Below are 19,315 nucleotides of genomic sequence, written 5' to 3'. Positions count from 1 at the left end.
GGAGCGTCGTCGGCCGCGACAAGGCCTCCATGACGAAAATGCGTTATTCCGAGACTTTGCTGGGCTGGGAAGGCGTGTGGACGTACGAGGACCTGAACAAATATCTGCTTGAGCCCATGGTCACTACCCCAGGCGTTTACATGGAGATGCCTGGTGTTCCGGACGAGACTGAACGGGTCAACCTGATCGCCTACTTGCGCACACTCAGTGACAAGCCAATCCCGCTACCCTGAGCCCGTCGTGCCTCCAGCACGATCCCGGCCCGGCCTCTCGGTCAGTTCGGGATCGAAAAAGGCGCTCCGGATTGCCCTGGTGCGATCACGGAATTACGCTTTTCGCTCGCGTCGCTAAGTTTATCTGGCGGCGGACTTGATCCGCGCAGGCCGGCGTCTTTCAGGCCCCACCCATTCCCCGCCCCCTGCGGGCGCCGGCCACCCCATTTCCGTCGAAATCGAAGTCCCTGAGCAACGGGGAGGTTTCGCGTCCTGGCGGGCTATCTCGCGGTCAGAATTTGTAGCTCAGGTTCACCCCCAGGGTGTGAAGCTTGACGTCCTGATCGCGGTCGTCCGGGATATCGAAGTGCTCCGAACGGAAATCGAAGTAGCGGTATTGGGCGCCAACCACGAATTTATCCGTCAGGGCATAGTCGACGCCGGCGCCGAGCGTCCAGCCAACTTCCGTGCGCGTGTCGGCAACGCCATTGCGTGACGCTTCGATGCCGGCGAAGGCGATGCCGCCAATGCCGTAGACCAGCACGCGGTCCATGGCATAGCCGGCCTTGGCATCGACGGAGCCGAACCATTTCAGCTCGGCGCCGGCGGAATCTCCGAGGCCGAGGTCCGCCGCGCCGTCGACCGAGGAATAGTTGAGATCGGCTACGGCGCCGAGCACCGCCTGGTCGAATTGCCAGAGGCCGGCGACGTGGCCGCCGATGAAACCGCCATCGAGGTCGGGCGAGGCGGAAAACGGCGCGCCGCCGCTCGAGCCCATGTCGGCGCGGCCCCAGCCATAGCCGGCCTGCAGGCCGGCATAATAGCCGGTCCAGTCGAAGCCCGGGGCCGTCATTGGCAGATCGGCGCCCACGTCCGCCGCCTGGGCCGACCCGGACAGCAGCGCAAGTAAACCGGCACTGGCGAGCGCCAATCGACGCATCGAGCTCTCCGAACTGGCGGTTTCGAAAGACTCCTGGTACAACCTAGCCTTATTCGCCGCAAAACGGAATTGGCTTCATTCAACAACGGTTTACGCCGGCGGGTTGCGCACCCGATCCTCCAGGTCGCGCTGCTTCTCGAGAGGCGGTGCCAGACGGTTGAAGGCGAACTCGGACAGCACCGAGCCGGCGATGAAGATCAGGATCGGCACGCCCCATGTCCAGAACGAATGCAAGGTAAAGAATGCCAGTCCGGCAAGGCCGGCCGACACTGCGAAGATTGCGAACCTGATCGTCTCTGCCATTTTCCGCCAATCCGAATGATCGTCAGCGACCGACGAGCATTCCAGCTTCCTGGCTATTTGGCGTCGATGAAATCCAGCGCCGCCTTGCTGTATTCGTCCGGCGCCTGCAGCATGGCGAAATGGCTGGCGTTGGGCAAGATGATCAGCTTCGCACCAGGAATGACCGAGGCCATGTATTCGGTGTGCTCGCGTTTGATCGCCTCGTCATGGTCGCCGGCGACGATCGCCGTCGGCGTGGTAATCTTGCCGAGTTGTTCCTTGGTCCACGCCGGCTCGCTCTCCCACATATGGCTGATCTGCGCCACGAAGGCGTCATACTGGTCCGGTGTCTTCGACATCTTCTTGTAGTCGCGGCCAGAGCGCTCGATGTAGGCGGCAAAGGTCTTGTTGGTCATCACGCCGGGATCGACGCCATCGGTGGTGACATTGGCGGCCTGCGCAAAGAGCCTTGTCAGCCGTTCCGGATGATGCAGTGCGATGTCGATACCGATAATGCCGCCATCGCTCCAGCCGACAAGCGCGGTCTTGTCGATCCTCAAGTAGTCGAGCAGCGCCAGATAGTCCGACGCCATCAGGTCGTAGCCATAGGGCTGCTCCGTGCGGGTGGAGCGGCCATGGCCGCGGCTGTCGGCGACAATGACCTTGTGCGTTTTGGAAAGCGTCGCCACCTGGCTCGCCCAGATGTCGGCGTGGCCGAGGCCGCCATGGATGAGCAGAACCGGGTCACCCGCACCGAAAACGGCGTAGTACATCTGGATGCCGTTGACCGGCGCATAGCCGCTCTGCTCGGGTTTGGGCATGGCCACCGGCTCCGGCAATGTCTGCCAACGTTCCTCGGCTGCGGCAAGAGCGGTTGACGCTATCAACAAGACGACGACTGCGATCGCTTTCCAGAGACGGGTCATGTTTCCCTCTTACGGTTCGGTCCGCGGTCAGCATCGCCTTTTAACCGGGTTAGTCAACAAGCGTGGCCTGCCGACCGGATGCCGGCCGACGGCTCTGGCGGCACCCGCCGACATTTGCGAGACTGGCCACAGCCAAGGAATCGCCAATGCCGAAAACGAAGGCCGCCAGGCCCGCAAAACCCCGTGTGTGGACCGAGATGGCGACGCACCTGGTCGATGTCGCGATGGGCCGCAAGCCGGCCGACCTTGTCATCCGCAACGGCCGCTGGGTGAACGTCCATTCGGGTGAGATCATCGCCGGCACCGACATTGCGATTGCCGGCGGGCGCTTCGCCTATTGCGGGCCGAATGCCGGCCACGCCATCGGGCAGGGCACCAAGGTCGTCGATGCCGGCGGGCGCTATCTGGTGCCCGGCCTTTGCGACGGGCACATGCATGTCGAGAGCGGCATGGTGACGGTGACCGAGTTCTGCCGCGCGGTGATCCCGCATGGCACCACCTCGATGTTCATCGACCCGCACGAGATCGCCAATGTGCTGGGCCTGGCCGGCGTGCGGCTGATGCATGACGAGGCAGTCGCCATGCCGATCAACGTGCACGTGCAGATGCCATCCTGCGTGCCGTCGGCGCCGGGGCTGGAACATGCCGGCGCCGAGCTGACGGTCGCCGATGTCGCCGAGGCGATGAGCTGGGAAAACATCATCGGGCTCGGCGAAGTGATGAATTTCCCGGGCGTCGCCGCCAACGACCCGGTGATGTCGGGCGAGATCGCCGCCACGGTCAGGGCCGGCAAGACGGTCGGCGGGCACTATGCCTCGCGCGACCTCGGCCTGCCGTTCCACGGCTATGTCGCCGGCGGTCCGCAGGACGACCACGAGGGCACACGCGCGGAAGATGCGATCGCGCGGGTGCGCCAGGGCATGAAGGCGATGCTGAGGCTCGGCTCGGCCTGGTACGACGTCGCTTCGCAGATCAAGGCGGTGACGGAGAGCGGGCTCGATCCGCGCAACTTCATCCTGTGCACCGACGACAGCCATTCCGGCACGCTGGTGCATGAAGGCCATATGGACCGAGTGGTGCGGCACGCGATCAGCCAGGGCCTGAAGCCGGTGACGGCGATTCAGATGGCGACGCTGAACACCGCCCAGCATTTCGGGCTGGAGCGCGAGATCGGCTCGATCGCGCCGGGACGGCTTGCCGACCTGCTGATCGTCTCGGATCTGGCGGCGATGACCATCGACGAGGTCTATGCTCGCGGCGTCAGGCTGGCCAAGGGCGGCAAGCTCGACATCGACATCCCGGCCTATGACTATCCGAAGACGGCCAAGAACACGGTCAAGCTTGGCAAGAAGCTCAAGGCGAAGGATTTCGACGTGGCCGCGCCGAAGGGGGCCAACGAGGCGCGCGTACGCGTCATCGGCGTGATCGAGAACCAGGCGCCGACGCGAGCACTGGAGGCCGACCTGCCGGTCGAGGACGGGCTTGTCGGCATGGACCGGCGCAACGACGTCTGCCAGATCGCGCTGGTCGAGCGGCACAGGGGCACCGGCGGCGTCACCAATGCCTTCGTCTCCGGCTTCGGCTACATGGCGGACTGCGCGATGGCGTCCAGCGTGGCGCATGACGCGCATCACATCATCGTCGTCGGCACCAACAAGCAGGACATGGCGCTGGCCGTCAACCGGCTGGGTGAGGTCGGCGGTGGTGTGGTCCTGTTCTCCAAGGGCAAGGAACTGGCGCTGGTCGAGATGCCGATCGCCGGGCTGATGTCAGACGAGCGCGCCGAGACAGTCGCGGCCAAGGCCGAGCAACTGACGGAAGCCATGCGCAAGGTCGGTTGCTCGCTGAACAACGCGTACATGCAGCACTCGCTGCTGGCGCTGGTGGTCATTCCCGAGCTCAGGATTTCCGATGTCGGACTGATCGACGTGACGACGTTCCAGAAGGTCGATCTTTTTATCTGAAACCGTGTGGCGGGCCCATCGATCAGCCGCCGGTGGCGATGGTCAGCACCTTGAACGGGGTGGTGATGACCACCTCGGCGACCGAGCCGACGGCCTTTCCAATGCCTTGGCCGATATTGTCGAACTCGGCCGAGTCAGGTTCGGTCGAGCGCAGGGCGGCTGGTGTGCGCAGCCGGTCGCCGAGCAATTGCACCAGCATCGGATTATCCGCGAACTTGGCATGGTTCAGGCGGTCGCCGCCCTTGGTGTTGGTCAGGTCCGCCACGACCACGCCATAGCTGGCAAGGTCGGCCGCATTGCCGTAGTCCCCGACTCGAGGCTTGTCGCCGGAAATGAGGGAAGACAGCTTCAGCGCCCGGTCGTCCCCCGAGAGCAGGATCGCGAAAGGCTTGTCCGGCTTGCCGTAGCGGATCATCTGCTTCTTGAAGACGTCGACATCGATGTCCGGCGAGGCCAGGATGACATAGCCGATCTTGCCGCCGAGATCGCGGTCGCCGGTGATGGCGAGCTGGCGCAGCGCCTCCATCGTCAGCCAGGTCCCCATCGAATGGGCAATGATGTCGATGCTCTTGACGTGAGTCTTGGCCAGCATCCGCAGCGTCGCCTCGAGGTCGTCACGCGCGGCTGTGGAGCTGTCCTTGTCGTAGATATAGCCGGTCGTCTTGCCGCTCGACGCCCAGGAGAACAGCACCGGCGTGCCTGGATATTTCGTGTCGTGCGCGATCTGGGTCAGCCGGAAGACGCCATCGTCGAAGCCGTTGTTGAAGCCGTGCACGAAGACCAGGGCGCGGTCGCCGCTTATGGCGATGTTGGAGCCGACGGCCTTGGCGAATTGCTGCTGGTCCCCATAGTGGACGACCTCGGTGGCGGTGAACTGCTTGGCCGGGTTGCTGTCGGCCGAACCCTTGGCGCGTTCGATGGCGCCGACCTGATGCACCTTGGGAACGGTGACGTCGACGCGGGCGTAGCTGGTGGTCAGCGAGCGGTCTCCGTCGAACACCTGCCGCTTGTCCTTCGTCGCCTGCTGGCGGGTGGTTGCGACGAAGATCTCGTGCGTCGCGGCGATGTCGGAGGCCGGCACCGCAACCGTCGTCTTGTTGAGCAGGTCATGCGTGTTCCGGCCGGCGCAGCCCGTGGCGGCGAGCGCGAAGGCAAGGACTATGACAGTCTTCGAACGCACGATCACCCGGGATCCCTCAAGGGGCGAAAATCATAACGCCTCAGACCAATCCGATAAAGCCCACGGCCGGTCCGGTCCAGTTCAAAGTGGGCGCGGCCGGCAACCGCGCCGGCCGGGCGGCACCATCAGCTACTGCCCGAGCTGGCTGATGCGGTCGGTCACCGTCTGGTCGCTGGCGAAGCCGTCATCCTCGCGCAGCCGCTGGCCGATCATCTTCACCAGTTCGGGATTGTCGGCGAATTTGGTGTGGTTGAACCTGTCCGATCCCTTGACGCTGGAGAGGTCGACGACGCTGACGCCATAGGTGGCGAGGTCGGCCGCGTCCTTGTAGTCGCCGACGCGTGGCCGCGAGCCGGCGATCAGGCCGGAAAGCCGCAGCGCCCGGTCATCGTCGGACAGAAGCAGGATGAAAGGCTTGTCCGGCTTGCCGTAGCGGCGCATCTGGCTCTTGAACACGTCGACGTCGATATCGGGCGAGGCCAGAACCACGTCGCCGAGCCTGCCGCCGAGATCGCGGTCGCCGGTGATGGCGAGCTGGCGCAGCGCCTCCATGGTCACCCAGGTTCCCATCGAATGGGCGACGATGTCGATGCGCCGCGCGCCGGTCTGGGCAAGCATGCGCAGCGTCACCTCCAGCTGGTCGCGAGCGGCGCTGGCGCTTTCCTTGTCGTAGACATAGTCGGTGGTCTTGGCGCCGGACGCCCAGGAAAACAGCACCGGGGTGCCTGGATAGCCGGAGTCATGCGCAATCTGCGTCAGCCGATAGACGGCGTCGTCGAAGCCGGTGTTGTAGCCATGGACGAAGAGCATGACGCGGCCACCGCGCGCGGCGATGTCGGCGCTGAGCGCGCTGGAGAATTTCGGCTGCGTGTCGTAGCCGACGACCTCGGAGGCCATGAAATATTTCGCCGGGTCGTCCGACTTGCCGCGTGAGCGCCGCTCGATCTGCCCGGGCTGGTGGATGCCCGGAACCGTGACGTTGACGCGGGCGTAGTTCAGTGTCGCCGAGCGCTCGCCGTCGAAGACCTTGTTGGGGTCGTCGGAGCGCTTGCGCGTCGTGGCGATAAAGATCGAATGGTTGCCGGCGATTTCCGTCACCGGCGTAGACATCACGGCGCTGCCGAGCAGTTCCTCGGTTTTGCGGCCGCCACAGCCTGCCACCAGCAGGGCAAGCGCAAGAATGCAAATCGTCTTCAAACGCACGTCAAAATTCCATTCGAGCCCAAAAAGGGCCGTCCACCCTCCGCGACATCTCCCCAGCAGGCGAAGTGCGGCGGAAGTAAGTCGCGTCCAGCTAAAATCTCGTCAGCGCCCGGCGACGGCCATCGCAGTGTTGCGCGAAAGCCAGAACGGCGGAAGGAAGGCCGGGATGTTGGAGAAGGGCAGCACTTCGGGCTTGAGCCGAATGCCGAGCACATCGCCCATGAAGGCGCGGCGAGCCTCGATGCGGCGCCAGGCGTCCGGATAGCGGGCGGCGATCTCCTCGCGCAGCGGCTCGTCGGCAAGCGCGATGCCGTCCTCGATATTGGTAGTGAAATAAGCGCTGCCGGTTGCCGGGATGATGTCGACCTGCAGCGCCATGCCGGACTTGAGTTCGATCGCGGAGCCGGAAAACACCGGCGAATGCATCCATTCGTCGATATGGATGAGATGGCCGGGATTGAGCGAGACGCCGAAGAATGGGTCGCCGATGCGCTGATGCACCGCTTTCCACAGCGCGCCGCCGGCGACACCGATGCCTATGGTCTCGTACCAGTCGACGGCAGCGGAAAAATATGGCGCGACCAGCTTTTCGATGTAGTCGCTGATGCGTTCCGGCAGCTCGGCGGCGCTCTCGACCAGGAAGCCGGCGCGGGCGTTGAGCGAACCCTGGATGCCATAGGCCATGGTGATCGGATCGCCGCGCTGGATGATGTCGAGGCGGGGGCTCGGCAGCCCGTAGGGCGCGCGCTTGCCGGCCGACAGCATCGGGTGGCAGCATTGCGGCAGGCCGTTGATACCCATCAGCCGCGCCGCCTGCAGCTCCGTCATGCCGGGTTCGATGCCCTGGAGTACGTTGCGCAGGCCTTGCGAGGAAAAGGTCGCGGCGAATTCGAAGGCTGCGAGCTGATCGGCCTCGTTGATCGCCCGCAAGCCGTCAGCCGGGTTGATCAGGAGATCGGCCGCGTTCTCGACCGCGCCCCTGTCGCCGGCCAACGCGCGCAGCGTGTCGGCGATGAAGGACGGCAGGTCGAGCGTCCTGCGCCCAAAGCCGGCATCGCCGGCGCCGAACGGCTTCCAGCCGATGGCGCCGATCCGGTGTCCGGGCTTTAGCCCGCTGGCCGCAAGGATGTCAGGCAGCGTATCGGAACGATCGCGCGGCTGCGCCGGCAGCGAAAAGGTCTGGCAGAGGATGCGCTCATAGGGTCCGTCGCAGAGCTCGGCATAGCCCCAGCCCTCATTGCCGACCAGCAGCTTTGCTTGCTTGCCGGCAACGATGACCAGCAGCGTTTCCTCGAAGCGGGGGTCGTAGCCGCAAAGGTAGGCGACATTGGCGGCATGCTCGCGGTCGCCATAGACGACGAAGCCATCGAGGCCGGCCTTCGCGCCGCGCGCCAGCAAGGCTTCGATGCGCGCCTCGTAGGTGGCGCGAGGAATGAGCGGCATCAGGGTCGGCTCGCCGAATTCCGGCAGCGACACGGTTTTCAGGGCGACCGACGCAACAGGCATGAACAAACGCCTCCAAGTGCTTGCAACGATACCGGGAATGCCCCGCGGCGAGGCTGATGGCAGGCGGACAATGGCCTTGCGGGGCCGGATGTGCAATAGGCTTACATTAACCGCCCAGCACGCTTCGGGACGATTTGCCATGAACAGTTTTTCTTCTCGCGTTGCCACGGCCGCCGCCGCCATCCGCCAGATCTTCCCGGAGACGCCGCTTCAGGAAAACGACTATCTGTCGAAGAAGACCGGCGCCCGGGTGTTGCTGAAGCGCGAGGATCTGACGCCGGTGCGCTCCTACAAGATCCGCGGCGCCTTCAACTTCTTTCGCAAGGCGCTGGCCGCCGGCAATGCGGCAGAGCTGTTCGTTTGCGCTTCCGCCGGCAACCATGCGCAGGGGTTTGCCTTTGTCTGCCGCCATTTCGGCAAAAAGGGCGTCGTGTTCATGCCGGTGACGACGCCGCAGCAGAAGATCGACAAGACGCGGCTGTTCGGCGGCGACTTCGTCGAGATCAGGCTGGTCGGCGATTTCTTCGACGACTGCTATCGCGCCGCCTTCGAATTCGCGGAGAGCGCCGGCGCGCATATGGTGCCGCCCTTCGACCACAGGGACATCATCGAGGGGCAGGCGACGGTCGCCTTTGAGATCGCCGACCAGATGCCTGGCGCGCGCATGCCCGACATCGTCATGCTGCCGGTCGGCGGCGGCGGGCTCGCGGCGGGCGTCACCCATTACTTCGCCGACCAGCATCGCGAAGCGCGTTTTGTCTTCTGCGAGCCGGCAGGCGCGCCGAGCCTCAGCGAGAGCCTGTCCTCGGGCAAACGGATCAAGCTCTCCAAGGTAGACAACTTCGTCGACGGGGCCGCGGTCGCCGAGATCGGCCGCGAGCCGCTGCGGCATCTGAGGGAATTTGCCGCCGAAGCGGTGCGGCTGATCCCGGAGAACCGGCTCTGCGCGACGATGATCGAGATGCTCAACGTCGAAGGCGTGGTGCTCGAGCCGGCAGGCGCCCTGGCGATCGATGCGCTCAAGGATTTTTCCCGCAAGGAGATCAGGGGCAAGACCATCGTCGCCGTGGTTTCGGGCGGCAATTTCGATTTCGAGCGGCTCCCCGACGTCAAGGAGCGGGCGCTGCGCTTCGAGGGGCTGAAGAAATACTTCATCATCCGCTTTCCGCAGCGGCCGGGCGCGTTGCGCGATTTCCTCGAAATGCTGGGGCCGGACGACGACATCGCCCGCTTCGAATATCTGAAGAAATCGGCGCGCAATTTCGGCTCGGTGCTGATCGGCATCGAAACCAAGGACCGCCGCAACTTCGACCTGCTGAAAGCGAATTTCGACGCCGAGGGCGTGCAGTACCAAGACATCACGGACAACGAGACGCTGGCCGGGTTCATCATATGAGCGGAAAAGGGACGGTTTTCGTCGCGCTGTTTTCCGGCATCAATGTCGGCGGCAACCGCATCGTCAGGATGGCGGAGTTGCGGAGCTTCTTCGAGGACCTCGGCTTTTCCGATGTGGCCAGCTACGTGCAGAGCGGCAATGTCGTGTTCCGTTCAAGGAAGGGCGGTGCGGCCAGCTTGACCGACAAATTGGAAGCCGCCTTCGAGAAGAATTGGGGGTTCCATTCGCGCATCATGGTGCGCGATGCCGGCTGGCTCGAGCGGCTGGTGGAGGAAAACCCCTATCCGGAGGTTGCCGGCGAGCCGACCAAGCTGCATGCCTATGCGCTGGAGCGCGAACCCACTGCGGAGGAGATCGCCCGGCTCGCCGAAAAATGCACCGGCCCGGAAAGCTTCGAAGTCAAACGCGACGTGCTTTACCTGCACGCGCCGGAGGGGCTTGGCAAATCGGTGTTCGCCAATCTCGTTCCACGCACCCTGAAAGTGCCGGGCACCGCGCGCAACTGGCGCTCGGTGCAGGCGCTGCTGGAGATGGCGACCAAGGCGGGTGCCTGATGCCTCGACTCAGGCGGCCTTCTGCCAGTCGAAGGTCAGCTCCTCGCGGAAGGCAAAGCGCTTGATGTGGTCGGCGACGACCGTTTCCAGCCGCTCGAGCGAGGTGGCGTCGTCGGCTGCCACGGCGATGTGAAGCGCCTTGGCATCGGCCTCCATGACGGTGCGTCCCAGCGACGTCAGATCGATGGCGCCGTGGTGCGGGTCGAACTCGACCGGAAATTTGTGCGCCCAGTGCTTGCAGAGCTGTTGCAGGTAGCGGCTGGCATGTTCGGTGGCGACATCGGCGCGGCTGGTCGGCATGGATGGTTCTCCGATGGGTCAAGAAAAACGCCAGCCTCGCGAGGCTGGCGCCATGACTGCATAGATAGGCGCCGTCTCGCAAAACGCCATAGGCGACCGATCACATCGGCGTTGCCGGCCTACCAACTGCCGGTGTTCGCCATCGAGGCCCAGGGCTCGGCCTTGGCCTTGGCCGGACCCTTCTGCAGCAGCTCGATCGAAATGCCGTCCGGCGAGCGGATGAAGGCCATGTTGCCGTCCCGTGGCGGCCGGTTGATGGTGACGCCCTTGTCCATCAGATTTTGGCAGGTGGCGTAGATGTCGTCGACCTCGTAGGCGAGATGCCCGAAATTGCGGCCGCCCTTGTAGTCTTCGGGGTCCCAATTGTAGGTCAATTCGACCAGCGGCGCCTTTTCCGTGACGCCGCTTTGTTCGTCTTCGGACGCGGCGAGGAAGATCAGCGTGTAGCGCCCCTGCTCGTTCTCGTAGCGGCGCACTTCCTTCAGGCCGAGCTTGTTGCAGTAGAAGTCGAGCGAAGCATCGATGTCGGCGATGCGGACCATGGTGTGCAGATAGCGCATGGGATCTTTCTCCGGGGCGTTGCGTCGCGGCGGAACATAGGGGCCACCCGGCCAAAGGGCAATCGCCGTGGCGCCGGGGGCAAGAGGGCAATCCGATGGTCAAGCAGAGCCGGAGCGGCGGCAGCGTCCGATTTTAGGACATCGTCACCCGGCTGCGGACATGCCGGCAAACAACAAATGAGGTATTCCACTGCTCAACAGTGAAAAAAGGCACGTCAGGTCTTGCACAGACCGGAAGCCGCAGTGTTAATCTGATGTCAAGAATCAGTTGCGGTTGTGTTGAAAAAAGGGGGCATTCTTATGGGGGAAAAGGCCTCTTTTACGGGGCGGGACGGAAGCCTTGAGGGCGCCTTGAAGCGTGACAGCGGCGGCGAAGGCGCCGACCTTGTCGAAATCGCCGGCGCAATCAAATGGTTCGACGTAGCCAAGGGCTACGGTTTCATTCTTCCGGACGATGGTGTCTCCGGTGATATTCTCCTCCATGTGACGTGCCTTCGAAAGGACGGGTTCCAGACCGCGCTGGAAGGCGCGCGCGTCGTTTGCCTGGTCAAGCAGGGCGATCGCGGCCTGCAGGCCTTCCGCGTTCTTTCCATGGATGCCAGCACGGCGGTCCATCCGGCTGAGATGCAGGAACAGCGCACCCACGTCACCGTGACGCCGGAGAGCGGGCTTGAGCGGGCGCTGGTGAAGTGGTTCAACCGCACCAAGGGATTCGGCTTCCTGACCCGGGGCGAGGGCACCGAGGACATTTTTGTCCACATGGAGACGTTGCGCCGCTACGGCATTACCGAGCTCAGGCCCGGCCAGGTCGTGCTGGTTCGCTTCGGCCGCGGCGACAAAGGCCTTATGGCTGCCGAAATTCATCCCGATATGGGCACCTTGCCGGTCTCGCACTAAGCTGTGTTGATATTCAGGTGATGCCGGCCTGCAAATGGCGGCTTCCCGTGCTTCCGGCGCTGACGCAACTGAAGTACGCTCCGCTCCGGCTCTCGGAAACCACCATTCCGGACTCGGCCTGACCTGAATCTCAACACACCTTGGGACGACGTCCCGGCTCAGGATTTTACATGCTTCACAGGAACTGGCTGACGGCAGGCGCGATCTGCATCGCGATGGCTATCGTCGTCGCGGCGGGCGCCTATTTCTATTCGCAGCGGCCGACTTCGGCGGACGGCCAGGCCATGATCCTGCCGGTCGACCCGACGCCGCTGGTGGCGGTGACGAAATCGGGCGAGCGTTCCTTTTCGATCGAGATCGCCGACACGCCCGACGAGCGCGAGGCGGGCCTGATGTTCCGCCAGCATATGGCCGACGATCACGGCATGCTGTTCGTGTTCGAGGAGTCCAGGGACCTGACTTTCTGGATGAAGAACACGCCGATGCCGCTCGACCTGATCTTCGTCGGCCAGGACGGCAGGATCCGGGCAATCTTGAAAGGCGAGCCGCAGTCCGAGGCGATCATCTCGCCCGGCGAACCGGTGCGCTTCGTGCTCGAGCTCAAGGCAGGCACGGCCGCCAAGGACGGTATCGCGGACGGCGACCTGTTGCGCCATCCGGCCATCGGCTCGGCGTCGGGGCCGGCCAAGCCGGCGCCTGACAAGGGCGATGCGCCGAGCGTCGATCCCAACTGAACAATCCGGACCTTTGCCGATGCAGTATTTTTCGCATGACGGTTTCGACCTCGCCTATCTCGATCGCCAGCCGGCATCGGGCCACGGCGATCCGGTGCTGATGATCCACGGCTTTGCCTCCAGCCACCATGTCAACTGGGTGTCGCCAGGCTGGTTCAAGACGCTGAACGATGCCGGCTACCGGGCGATTGCCTTCGACAATCGCGGCCACGGCTCGTCGTCGAAAAGTTACAACGAGGCCGACTACACGCCGGCGAAAATGGCTTCCGACGGCGCCGCCCTGCTAGACCATCTCGGCATCGAACGCGCCCATGTGATGGGCTATTCGATGGGCGCGCGCATCTCGGCGTTCCTGGCGCTGTCCGATCCGGACAAGGTGGCGACGCTGGTGTTCGGCGGCCTCGGCATCGGCATGGTCGACGGCGTCGGCGACTGGGATCCGATCGCCGAAGCGCTGCTTGCCGAGGACCCGGCAACGACGACGCATCCGCGCGGCCGCTCGTTTCGCGCCTTCGCCGACCAGACGCGCAGCGATCGCCGGGCGCTTGCCGCCTGCATCGCCACCTCGCGCGAGTTGCTTGGCGAAGACGATATGGCGCGGATCGCGCAGCCGACCTTGGTCGCTGTCGGCACCAAGGACGACATCGGCGGCTCACCGGACGAACTGGCGGCGCTGATGCCGAACGCCCGGGCGTTCCACATCGAGGGCCGCGACCACATGCTGGCAGTCGGCGACAAGAGCTTCAAGCAGCGGGTGCTGGAGTTTTACGCCGAAAACCCGCTCTGATACCGCATCTGTCAGGACCATGGTCGACCTTCTCGTCACCTATATGGAGATGACCGAGCCGCCGTCCGGCGCGGCTTCTTCCGCTCCGGTCGCGGGCGCGGTGGCGGAGCGCGAAACGCTCGATATCGCCGGCTATGTCGGCCTCTACCGCGCCGTCGGCGAAGCCGTGCAGTGGGATCAGCGGCTGCGCATGAAAGCGGCGGACCTCGAACGGCTGCTCGCCAGTCCGGCGACGCATGTCCATGTCCTGCGCGTCGACGGCGAGGCGGCAGGCCTGTGCGAGTTCAACAGCGTTGGCCAGTCCGTCGTCGAACTCACCCATTTCGGGCTCGTGCCCGCCTTCCAGGGCCGCGGGCTCGGGCCGTTCCTGCTCGACCGGTCGCTTCGCGCGATCTGGTCATATCGGCCCGAACGGCTCTGGCTGCACACCGACACCTATGACCATCCCAATGCGCAGCCCGTCTACAGACGCGCAGGCTTCAGGCCGTATGCCGAGCGCATGGAGACGTTCCCGGATTAGCTAACACCTCCGAGCGCTTGCAGCGATCGCGCCAGGTTTTGTCTGGCCTGGGGCTCGAACCGTTGCCGGAATTCATCGGTGTGGAAGATATGCGGGCGTGCGAGGAAACTCTTCAGCACCGCGCCGCGGCCGGCGCGCCACATCGACTCCTCGACCCATTGATACTCCTGGCGTACCGCCTGCTCATAGGTGTCGAAAGTACCGGGCGCCGCGCCAAGGATTGCCAGGTCCATGTCGAGCAAGAGCGCTGTGTCGCGGATGAAGTCCGCATCGCCCGAGCTTGGCAATTCGTGCGTCGCGGTGGCGAGGATCATCGCGGCGATGCGGCCGAGGCGCACGGCGTCGGTGCGGCCGGCGAGTTTTTGCTCTGCAAGAGCGGCACTCTTCGCCTCGTTGTCCTTGGCCTGGCTGTCATAGATGGCGTCGTGGAACCAGATCGCTGCGTCCACCGCTACGGGATCGTGGAGCAGGGCTTTGTACTCGCCAGCCAGCGCCAGCATCGCCTCGATATGGGCAAGGCCGTGGTAGTGGCGGTCCGGTGCCCGATAGAGCGATGAGAGCTCGTTTCTCAGCGCTTCGTCGATCAAGGCTTCGTTTTCCATGCTGCTTCACCCTTCCGACATTTGACGCCGGGAGCCGAGGCGACGCAAGTCGAGCCTTGTATGGCCGCAAGGGTTCGTTTTCCATGGCCGCTTGATTTCCGATGAACCAAATCCATTTGACAAAGCACTAAGGAAAATAGAGTTCCCCCGTGCTATGATCTGGCCTATATGTGCGGCCGGTAAGGAGCCGGCAGGCCGGAGACCGTCGATGAACAGCATTACGATTGCCCGCCCCAGCATTGTGCAGCCGGTCGATCCGATCTGGCGCTCGATCCGCGACGAGGCGATGGAAGCGGTCAACCGCGACCCGCTGCTCGCGGCGTTCCTCTATGCGACCATCCTCAACCAGGAAAGCCTGGAGGAAGCGGTGATCCACCGCCTCGCCGAGCGCCTCGACCATCAGGATGTCGGTTCCGACCTGATCCGTCAGACCTTCAACGCCATGCTTGCCGACAATCCGGATTGGAGCGCCACGGTGCGCGTCGACATCCAGGCCTATTACGACCGCGATCCGGCCTGCGACCGCTTCATCATGCCGGTGCTCTATTTCAAGGGCTTCCACGCCATCCAGACGCACAGGCTGGCGCACTGGTTGTGGAACCAGGGCCGGCGGGATTTCGCGCTCTACCTGCAGAGCCGGTCCTCCTCGGTGTTCCAGACCGACATCAATCCGGCCGCCCGCATCGGCAAGGGCATTTTCGTCGACCACGCCACCGGCCTTGTCGTCGGTGAGACGGCGGTGATCGAGGACGATGTCTCGATTCTGCATGGCGTGACGCTCGGCGGCACCGGCAAGGCCGGTGGCGATCGCCATCCGAAGATCCGCCGCGGCGTGCTGATCGGCGCCGGCGCCAAGATCCTCGGCAACATCGAAGTCGGCCATTGCTCGAAGATCGCGGCCGGATCGGTCGTGCTGTCGCCGGTGCCGCACAACAAGACGGTCGCCGGCGTGCCGGCGCGCGTCGTCGGCGAGACCGGTTGCGACCAGCCTTCCAGGCAGATGGACCAGCTCCTGCCCTCGCAAACGATGGACCACGTCGTCAGCTTCGATATCTGAGGCCGGGGCGCCCGCCCGCGCGGCTGAAACCGGCCGCAGATGCGGAGGCGCTTTCGGTTCTGCCGCCGGCTTGCCTTTACATCGCCATTGTCGACGTGCCAGAAGCGCGTTCAACCCAGCAAGCCCGACGATCGGAGAAGACTGTTGAAGCCGGACGAAATCAGAAAGCTGGACGCCTATTTCAAGCGCGTCTTCCAGAATCTCAAGCTCCAGGTGAAGGCACGCCCGCGCAAGGAAGATTCGGCCGAAGTCTATGTCGGCGACGAATTCCTCGGCATCGTCTTCAAGGACGAGGACGATGGCGACTACAATTTCTCGATGGCGATTCTCGACATCGACCTGGGCTGAGCCCTCTGCTGGCCGGGCCTGCGTCAGCGCAGCCCGGTCAACGCTTCTTATCTTGTAGTGGTCACTTGCCCTATCGTCCTGTCTTCAGGACATGCGCGGCCGCCGCCGCGATCGCCGCGTCCAGCGCCTGCCAGTTGCCGAGAAATTCCCTGGGAAAGCGATAGGTGAGGCTGAGGCCATCGCCGACCTGGAGGTCGCGCTCGCAAGGCGCCAGCGATTCCTCCGCGCTCGGTCCGCTCAGGCAGCGGGCAACGAACGGATCCTTGCCCGGACGGCCGGCCACCGCGAGCACCTCGTTGAGATAGCCTGATTTCTCGGTGAAGCCATAAAGCGTCGTGCCGCCGGGTCCCGGCGTGCCGGGCTGGACGATCAGCGCGCTGTAGATCGGGGCGAAGCGGCCGCTCATGTCGCGCGACATCATCTGCTGCTCGAAGGAGAGGAAGACGACGTTCTTGCGCGCGCCCGTATGGTTGAAGTCGTCGCGGGCGGCTGTGCTGTAGCCGTCCATCTCGGGGTAGCGCATATAGAGGTCGAGGCGCGAGGCGATGCCGTCGCGCCGCGCCTGCTCGAAGCGGATGAAATTGGCCGGGACGGCAATGACATTGTTGCCGATCACCACCTCGTGGATGGTCGTGTCGTCGGTGTAGCCGGCCATGGCGATCGAGCGCCCCAACCATTTGCCGCCGAGGCTGATCGCCACCGAAAGCAGCGCCAGCGCCGCGAAGGCATAGAACACCCGCTTCATAAGCGTGGAATCGACAACCTCGAATTCCGGGCCACTCGCGGTTGCCGCCTGCTTCATCGCTATCCCCGTTACGGTCGCCGATCCGCTGGATGTCCCCGGGCGGCACACATTGCGCGGCATGGCTCTTGCAGCGCGCCTGTCGGATGCGACTGTGCGACGTCATGGTAAACGGAAGGTAAAGATGGGTGGTGTGGAACTCGTGCTCTTTGCTTTCGCCGTCGGCCTCACCGCCGGCGGCCTGATGGGATCGGCGATGGAACTGGCCAGCGGCCGCAGGCTTGCCTTCGTCGAGCCCTATGTGTCGCCTTCGCACATACTGCGATCGCTGGCCGCGACGGCATGCGCGGGGCCGTTCATGCTCGCCAATGACGCTTTGGATGCCCGCAGGCAGGGCCGCATCACCACGCTGGCGCTGATGTCGTGCGGGTGCACGGCGATTGCCTGGGCGCTGGCGCAGGGCGTCGTCCTGCTCGCCATTGCATCCTGGGCGACCGGTCTCCTAGGGTCGGCTCACTTTCCAGCGTGAGACGATTCGGAGACGGACAATGCCGACCTATGCGATCGACGGAAAAGCGCCCAGCTTCGTGGATGCCGACAGCAACTGGATCGCGCCGGACGCGACGCTGATCGGCGACATCAACATCGGCCGCGATGCCGGCTTCTGGTCCGGCGTCGTCATCCGCGGCGACAACGAGCCGATCACCATCGGCGCCGGGACCAACGTGCAGGAGCATACGGTGATGCACACCGATCCAGGTTTTCCGCTGACCATCGGCGAGGGCTGCACGATCGGTCACCGCGCGCTGCTGCATGGCTGCAAAATTGGCGACAACAGCCTGATCGGCATGGGCGCCATCGTGCTCAACGGAGCAAGGATCGGCAAGAACTCGCTGGTCGGCGCCGGCGCGCTGGTCACCGAGGGCAAGGCGTTTCCCGACAATTCGCTGATCGTCGGCTCGCCCGCGCGGGTCGTGAGGGAACTCGATGACGCCGCAGTCGCCAGGCTGCGCGGCTCGGCCGCGCACTACGTCGCCAACGGCAAGCGCTTCAAGGCCGGGCTGAAGAAGGTCTGAGGCCGCGACCGGCGGCGGCCGTTGGCATCTCTCAACGTTTCCGGCCAGGATTCGAGCCAGGCTTTCCCAGCGCCTCGCGCAGCAGCGAAGCGCCGGCTTCAAAGCCGGCATTGTCGGCCTCCTCCAGCGCCGTCGCATAGTCGTCGATGCGGGTTCTGAGCGCCGGGTCCGCGCCGGCCGCGAGAAGCAGGCGGATCGCCTCGGCATCGCGCATCGCCACCGCATAATGCAGCGGAGTCCAGTCGTTGACGCCGCGCATGTCGGGATCCGCGCCGCGCTCGATCAGCACGCGGATGATGTCGTGCTTGTCGGTCCGCTCGGTGGACAGCGCCGCGATAATAGAGGGAAATCCGGCATGGCCGCCGTAGTTCGGATTCGAGCCCGCTTCGATCAAAGCCGGGATGAAGGCGAGGGGACTCCAGTAGATCGCATACTCCAGCGGATGGCCGAGGCCAAGCTCGAACGGCATGCGCTCGTCGAACCAGCGCGGCGAGCCGCCCACGGCAATGCCGAGCGCATCGAAATCGCCGGCCTTGAAGGCATCGTCTATGGCCTTGAACAGCCTGGCGCGTTCGCAACGGTCTTCAGGAATTTCCAGCATGGCACCTTCACTCGGATTTGTTTTTCCCTTTCTTTGTCGCAGGCTTGACCCGTATTCGCATGGCTCCGCCCTTGGGATTTTCAATCTCGAATGCGGCTGTCTTTCTCACCAGATCGCTCAGTTTGCCGAAGCCGTAGGTGCGAGGGTCGAAATCTGAAAAGAGATTTGAGAGCTGCTTGCCGAAAGTGCCAAGGAGCACCCAGCCATCCTCGCTGTCCATTTGAGCGATGACTTTCTTCAGTATTGGTGTAGCAGCGCTCGGGGGCTGAAGTGGCTTCGTAACTGGTGCTGCATTCTGAGAATTCTCGACAATGCGAAGAAGGTTTTCGGTATAGACGAAACGGCGACATGCCTGCCGAAAACTCAAGGGGGTTTTCTGCTCTCCAAATCCGAAAACATCGACACCTTGTTCGCGTATGCGCGCAGCAAGCCGCGTGAAGTCACTGTCGGAAGAGACTAGGCAGAAGCCGTCGAAGCGACCGCTGTGAAGCAGATCCATCGCGTCGATCACCAGCGTGATGTCGGAAGCGTTCTTTCCGGGCGTGTAAGCAAACTGCTGCTGCGGAATGATCGCGTGCTTTGACAAGACTACTTCGTTCCAGCCTTTCGATCGGCCGTTCGAGAAATCACCGTAGATGCGGCGGACGCTGGCTTCGCCGATCTTCGCGATCTCTTCGAACAGACCATCGACGATTTTGGCAGAAGCGTTGTCGGCGTCGATGAGAACCGCAAGGCGCGGCGATCGGGCTTCGGTCGGCATGCAGCACGTCCCCCGGCTGGCGCATTCTCGAACTCTCGATTTCTAGCCGGAGATACCACAACCAGGCCCCGGTTTGCGCTGCTTGCTGTTGTAGCAGAGGCGGCTGCAAACAGAAATCCGGACTACTGAGCCGTATCATCCTGCCGGGGTCTAAACTATCTTGGCCAG

23 protein-coding genes and 1 pseudogene are annotated in these 19,315 nt (G+C 63.9%); 12 read left to right on the top strand and 12 right to left on the bottom strand.

The genetic code is table 11. The features are described from left to right. Positions 1 to 233: pseudogene (locus tag EN846_RS18335) on the top strand (hypothetical protein); the annotation flags it as partial. Positions 234 to 504: 271 nt separating this feature from the next. On the opposite strand, the gene EN846_RS18330 reads toward EN846_RS18335, so the two are convergent. From EN846_RS18330 to EN846_RS18320, 3 genes are all read right to left on the bottom strand, one after another. Beyond that, complete coding sequence (locus tag EN846_RS18330) at positions 505 to 1,152, bottom strand: outer membrane protein (protein WP_128346764.1); 648 nt, start codon at positions 1,150 to 1,152, stop codon at positions 505 to 507. Positions 1,153 to 1,242: 90 nt separating this feature from the next. Further along, positions 1,243 to 1,455, bottom strand: coding sequence for a hypothetical protein (locus tag EN846_RS18325; RefSeq protein WP_127391529.1), 213 nt, complete (start codon positions 1,453 to 1,455; stop codon positions 1,243 to 1,245). Between the two features lie 53 nt (positions 1,456 to 1,508). After that, a complete protein-coding gene (locus tag EN846_RS18320; protein WP_127391528.1) occupies positions 1,509 to 2,360 on the bottom strand; it encodes an alpha/beta hydrolase in 852 nt (283 codons plus the stop codon). Positions 2,361 to 2,506: 146 nt separating this feature from the next. Between EN846_RS18320 and ade the strand changes: the two genes are divergently transcribed. After that, positions 2,507 to 4,324, top strand: a complete 1,818-nt coding sequence (gene ade, locus EN846_RS18315) for an adenine deaminase (protein WP_127391527.1) — start codon at positions 2,507 to 2,509, stop codon at positions 4,322 to 4,324. Positions 4,325 to 4,346: 22 nt separating this feature from the next. Here ade and EN846_RS18310 read toward each other — a convergent pair whose 3' ends face one another. The 3 genes from EN846_RS18310 to EN846_RS18300 form a co-directional block, all read right to left on the bottom strand. Then, entirely contained in the window at positions 4,347 to 5,510 is a 1,164-nt protein-coding gene (locus EN846_RS18310) for an alpha/beta hydrolase (protein ID WP_127391526.1), read from the bottom strand. 123 nt (positions 5,511 to 5,633) lie between these two features. Next, positions 5,634 to 6,707, bottom strand: a complete 1,074-nt coding sequence (locus tag EN846_RS18305; protein ID WP_127391525.1) for an alpha/beta hydrolase — start codon at positions 6,705 to 6,707, stop codon at positions 5,634 to 5,636. Positions 6,708 to 6,809: 102 nt separating this feature from the next. Beyond that, on the bottom strand, positions 6,810 to 8,213 hold the full coding sequence (locus EN846_RS18300) for an aminopeptidase P family N-terminal domain-containing protein (RefSeq protein ID WP_127391524.1): 1,404 nt from the start codon (positions 8,211 to 8,213) through the stop codon (positions 6,810 to 6,812). Between the two features lie 139 nt (positions 8,214 to 8,352). On the opposite strand from EN846_RS18300, the gene ilvA reads away from it, so the two are divergent. Both ilvA and EN846_RS18290 read left to right on the top strand, forming a co-directional pair. Continuing rightward, on the top strand, positions 8,353 to 9,609 hold the full coding sequence (gene ilvA, locus EN846_RS18295; RefSeq protein ID WP_127391523.1) for a threonine ammonia-lyase IlvA: 1,257 nt from the start codon (positions 8,353 to 8,355) through the stop codon (positions 9,607 to 9,609). Next, positions 9,606 to 10,163, top strand: a complete 558-nt coding sequence (locus EN846_RS18290) for a DUF1697 domain-containing protein (RefSeq protein WP_127391522.1) — start codon at positions 9,606 to 9,608, stop codon at positions 10,161 to 10,163. Before ilvA ends, EN846_RS18290 begins: the two co-directional genes overlap by 4 nt. 9 nt (positions 10,164 to 10,172) lie before the next feature. On the opposite strand, the gene EN846_RS18285 is transcribed toward EN846_RS18290, so the two are convergent. Both EN846_RS18285 and gloA read right to left on the bottom strand, forming a co-directional pair. Continuing rightward, on the bottom strand, positions 10,173 to 10,463 hold the full coding sequence (locus EN846_RS18285) for a DUF2218 domain-containing protein (RefSeq protein WP_126054341.1): 291 nt from the start codon (positions 10,461 to 10,463) through the stop codon (positions 10,173 to 10,175). 119 nt (positions 10,464 to 10,582) lie between these two features. Continuing rightward, positions 10,583 to 11,023: a lactoylglutathione lyase gene (gene gloA, locus EN846_RS18280; protein ID WP_127285838.1), complete on the bottom strand. Its 441-nt coding sequence runs from the start codon at positions 11,021 to 11,023 to the stop codon at positions 10,583 to 10,585. Positions 11,024 to 11,323: 300 nt separating this feature from the next. Between gloA and EN846_RS18275 the strand changes: the two genes are divergently transcribed. The 4 genes from EN846_RS18275 (at position 11,324) to EN846_RS18260 (ending at position 13,961) form a co-directional block, all read left to right on the top strand. Continuing rightward, positions 11,324 to 11,920 (top strand): cold-shock protein, encoded by a 597-nt coding sequence (locus tag EN846_RS18275; protein WP_127285837.1) that lies wholly within the window; start codon positions 11,324 to 11,326, stop codon positions 11,918 to 11,920. Positions 11,921 to 12,090: 170 nt separating this feature from the next. Then, on the top strand, positions 12,091 to 12,654 hold the full coding sequence (locus tag EN846_RS18270) for a DUF192 domain-containing protein (RefSeq protein WP_127391521.1): 564 nt from the start codon (positions 12,091 to 12,093) through the stop codon (positions 12,652 to 12,654). Positions 12,655 to 12,673: 19 nt separating this feature from the next. Continuing rightward, a complete protein-coding gene (locus tag EN846_RS18265; RefSeq protein WP_127391520.1) occupies positions 12,674 to 13,441 on the top strand; it encodes an alpha/beta hydrolase in 768 nt (255 codons plus the stop codon). A gap of 19 nt (positions 13,442 to 13,460) precedes the next feature. Further along, positions 13,461 to 13,961, top strand: coding sequence for a GNAT family N-acetyltransferase (locus EN846_RS18260; RefSeq protein WP_127391519.1), 501 nt, complete (start codon positions 13,461 to 13,463; stop codon positions 13,959 to 13,961). On the opposite strand, the gene EN846_RS18255 is transcribed toward EN846_RS18260, so the two are convergent. After that, positions 13,958 to 14,563 (bottom strand): hypothetical protein, encoded by a 606-nt coding sequence (locus tag EN846_RS18255; protein ID WP_127391518.1) that lies wholly within the window; start codon positions 14,561 to 14,563, stop codon positions 13,958 to 13,960. The two genes, EN846_RS18260 and EN846_RS18255, sit on opposite strands and share 4 nt — an antisense overlap. 208 nt (positions 14,564 to 14,771) lie before the next feature. Here EN846_RS18255 and cysE point away from each other — a divergent pair, with 208 nt between their 5' ends. Together cysE and EN846_RS18245 are read left to right on the top strand one after the other, a co-directional pair. Beyond that, positions 14,772 to 15,620: a serine O-acetyltransferase gene (cysE, locus tag EN846_RS18250; RefSeq protein WP_127285831.1), complete on the top strand. Its 849-nt coding sequence runs from the start codon at positions 14,772 to 14,774 to the stop codon at positions 15,618 to 15,620. Between the two features lie 144 nt (positions 15,621 to 15,764). Next, positions 15,765 to 15,968 (top strand): DUF3126 family protein, encoded by a 204-nt coding sequence (locus tag EN846_RS18245; protein ID WP_127391517.1) that lies wholly within the window; start codon positions 15,765 to 15,767, stop codon positions 15,966 to 15,968. Positions 15,969 to 16,038: 70 nt separating this feature from the next. Here EN846_RS18245 and EN846_RS18240 read toward each other — a convergent pair whose 3' ends face one another. Next, complete coding sequence (locus EN846_RS18240) at positions 16,039 to 16,770, bottom strand: hypothetical protein (RefSeq protein WP_127285830.1); 732 nt, start codon at positions 16,768 to 16,770, stop codon at positions 16,039 to 16,041. A gap of 124 nt (positions 16,771 to 16,894) precedes the next feature. Here EN846_RS18240 and EN846_RS18235 point away from each other — a divergent pair, with 124 nt between their 5' ends. Together EN846_RS18235 and EN846_RS18230 are read left to right on the top strand one after the other, a co-directional pair. Then, positions 16,895 to 17,239, top strand: coding sequence for a hypothetical protein (locus tag EN846_RS18235; RefSeq protein WP_127391516.1), 345 nt, complete (start codon positions 16,895 to 16,897; stop codon positions 17,237 to 17,239). A 19-nt stretch (positions 17,240 to 17,258) separates the two neighbouring features. Then, entirely contained in the window at positions 17,259 to 17,786 is a 528-nt protein-coding gene (locus EN846_RS18230; protein WP_127391515.1) for a gamma carbonic anhydrase family protein, read from the top strand. Positions 17,787 to 17,817: 31 nt separating this feature from the next. On the opposite strand, the gene EN846_RS18225 is transcribed toward EN846_RS18230, so the two are convergent. Further along, a complete protein-coding gene (locus EN846_RS18225) occupies positions 17,818 to 18,387 on the bottom strand; it encodes an ankyrin repeat domain-containing protein (protein ID WP_127391514.1) in 570 nt (189 codons plus the stop codon). A 7-nt stretch (positions 18,388 to 18,394) separates the two neighbouring features. Then, the gene (locus EN846_RS18220; RefSeq protein ID WP_127391513.1) at positions 18,395 to 19,147 is read right to left on the bottom strand and encodes an NYN domain-containing protein; all 753 of its coding nucleotides are present in this window, start codon (positions 19,145 to 19,147) and stop codon (positions 18,395 to 18,397) included. Between the last annotated feature and the right edge of the window lie 168 nt (positions 19,148 to 19,315).

The organism is Mesorhizobium sp. M4B.F.Ca.ET.203.01.1.1 (assembly GCF_004791025.1).
Taxonomy (GTDB): Bacteria; Pseudomonadota; Alphaproteobacteria; order Rhizobiales; family Rhizobiaceae; genus Mesorhizobium; species Mesorhizobium abyssinicae.
The sequence above is the reverse complement of the archived record's forward strand: the minus strand, read 5'-3'. Positions and strand labels throughout refer to the sequence as shown.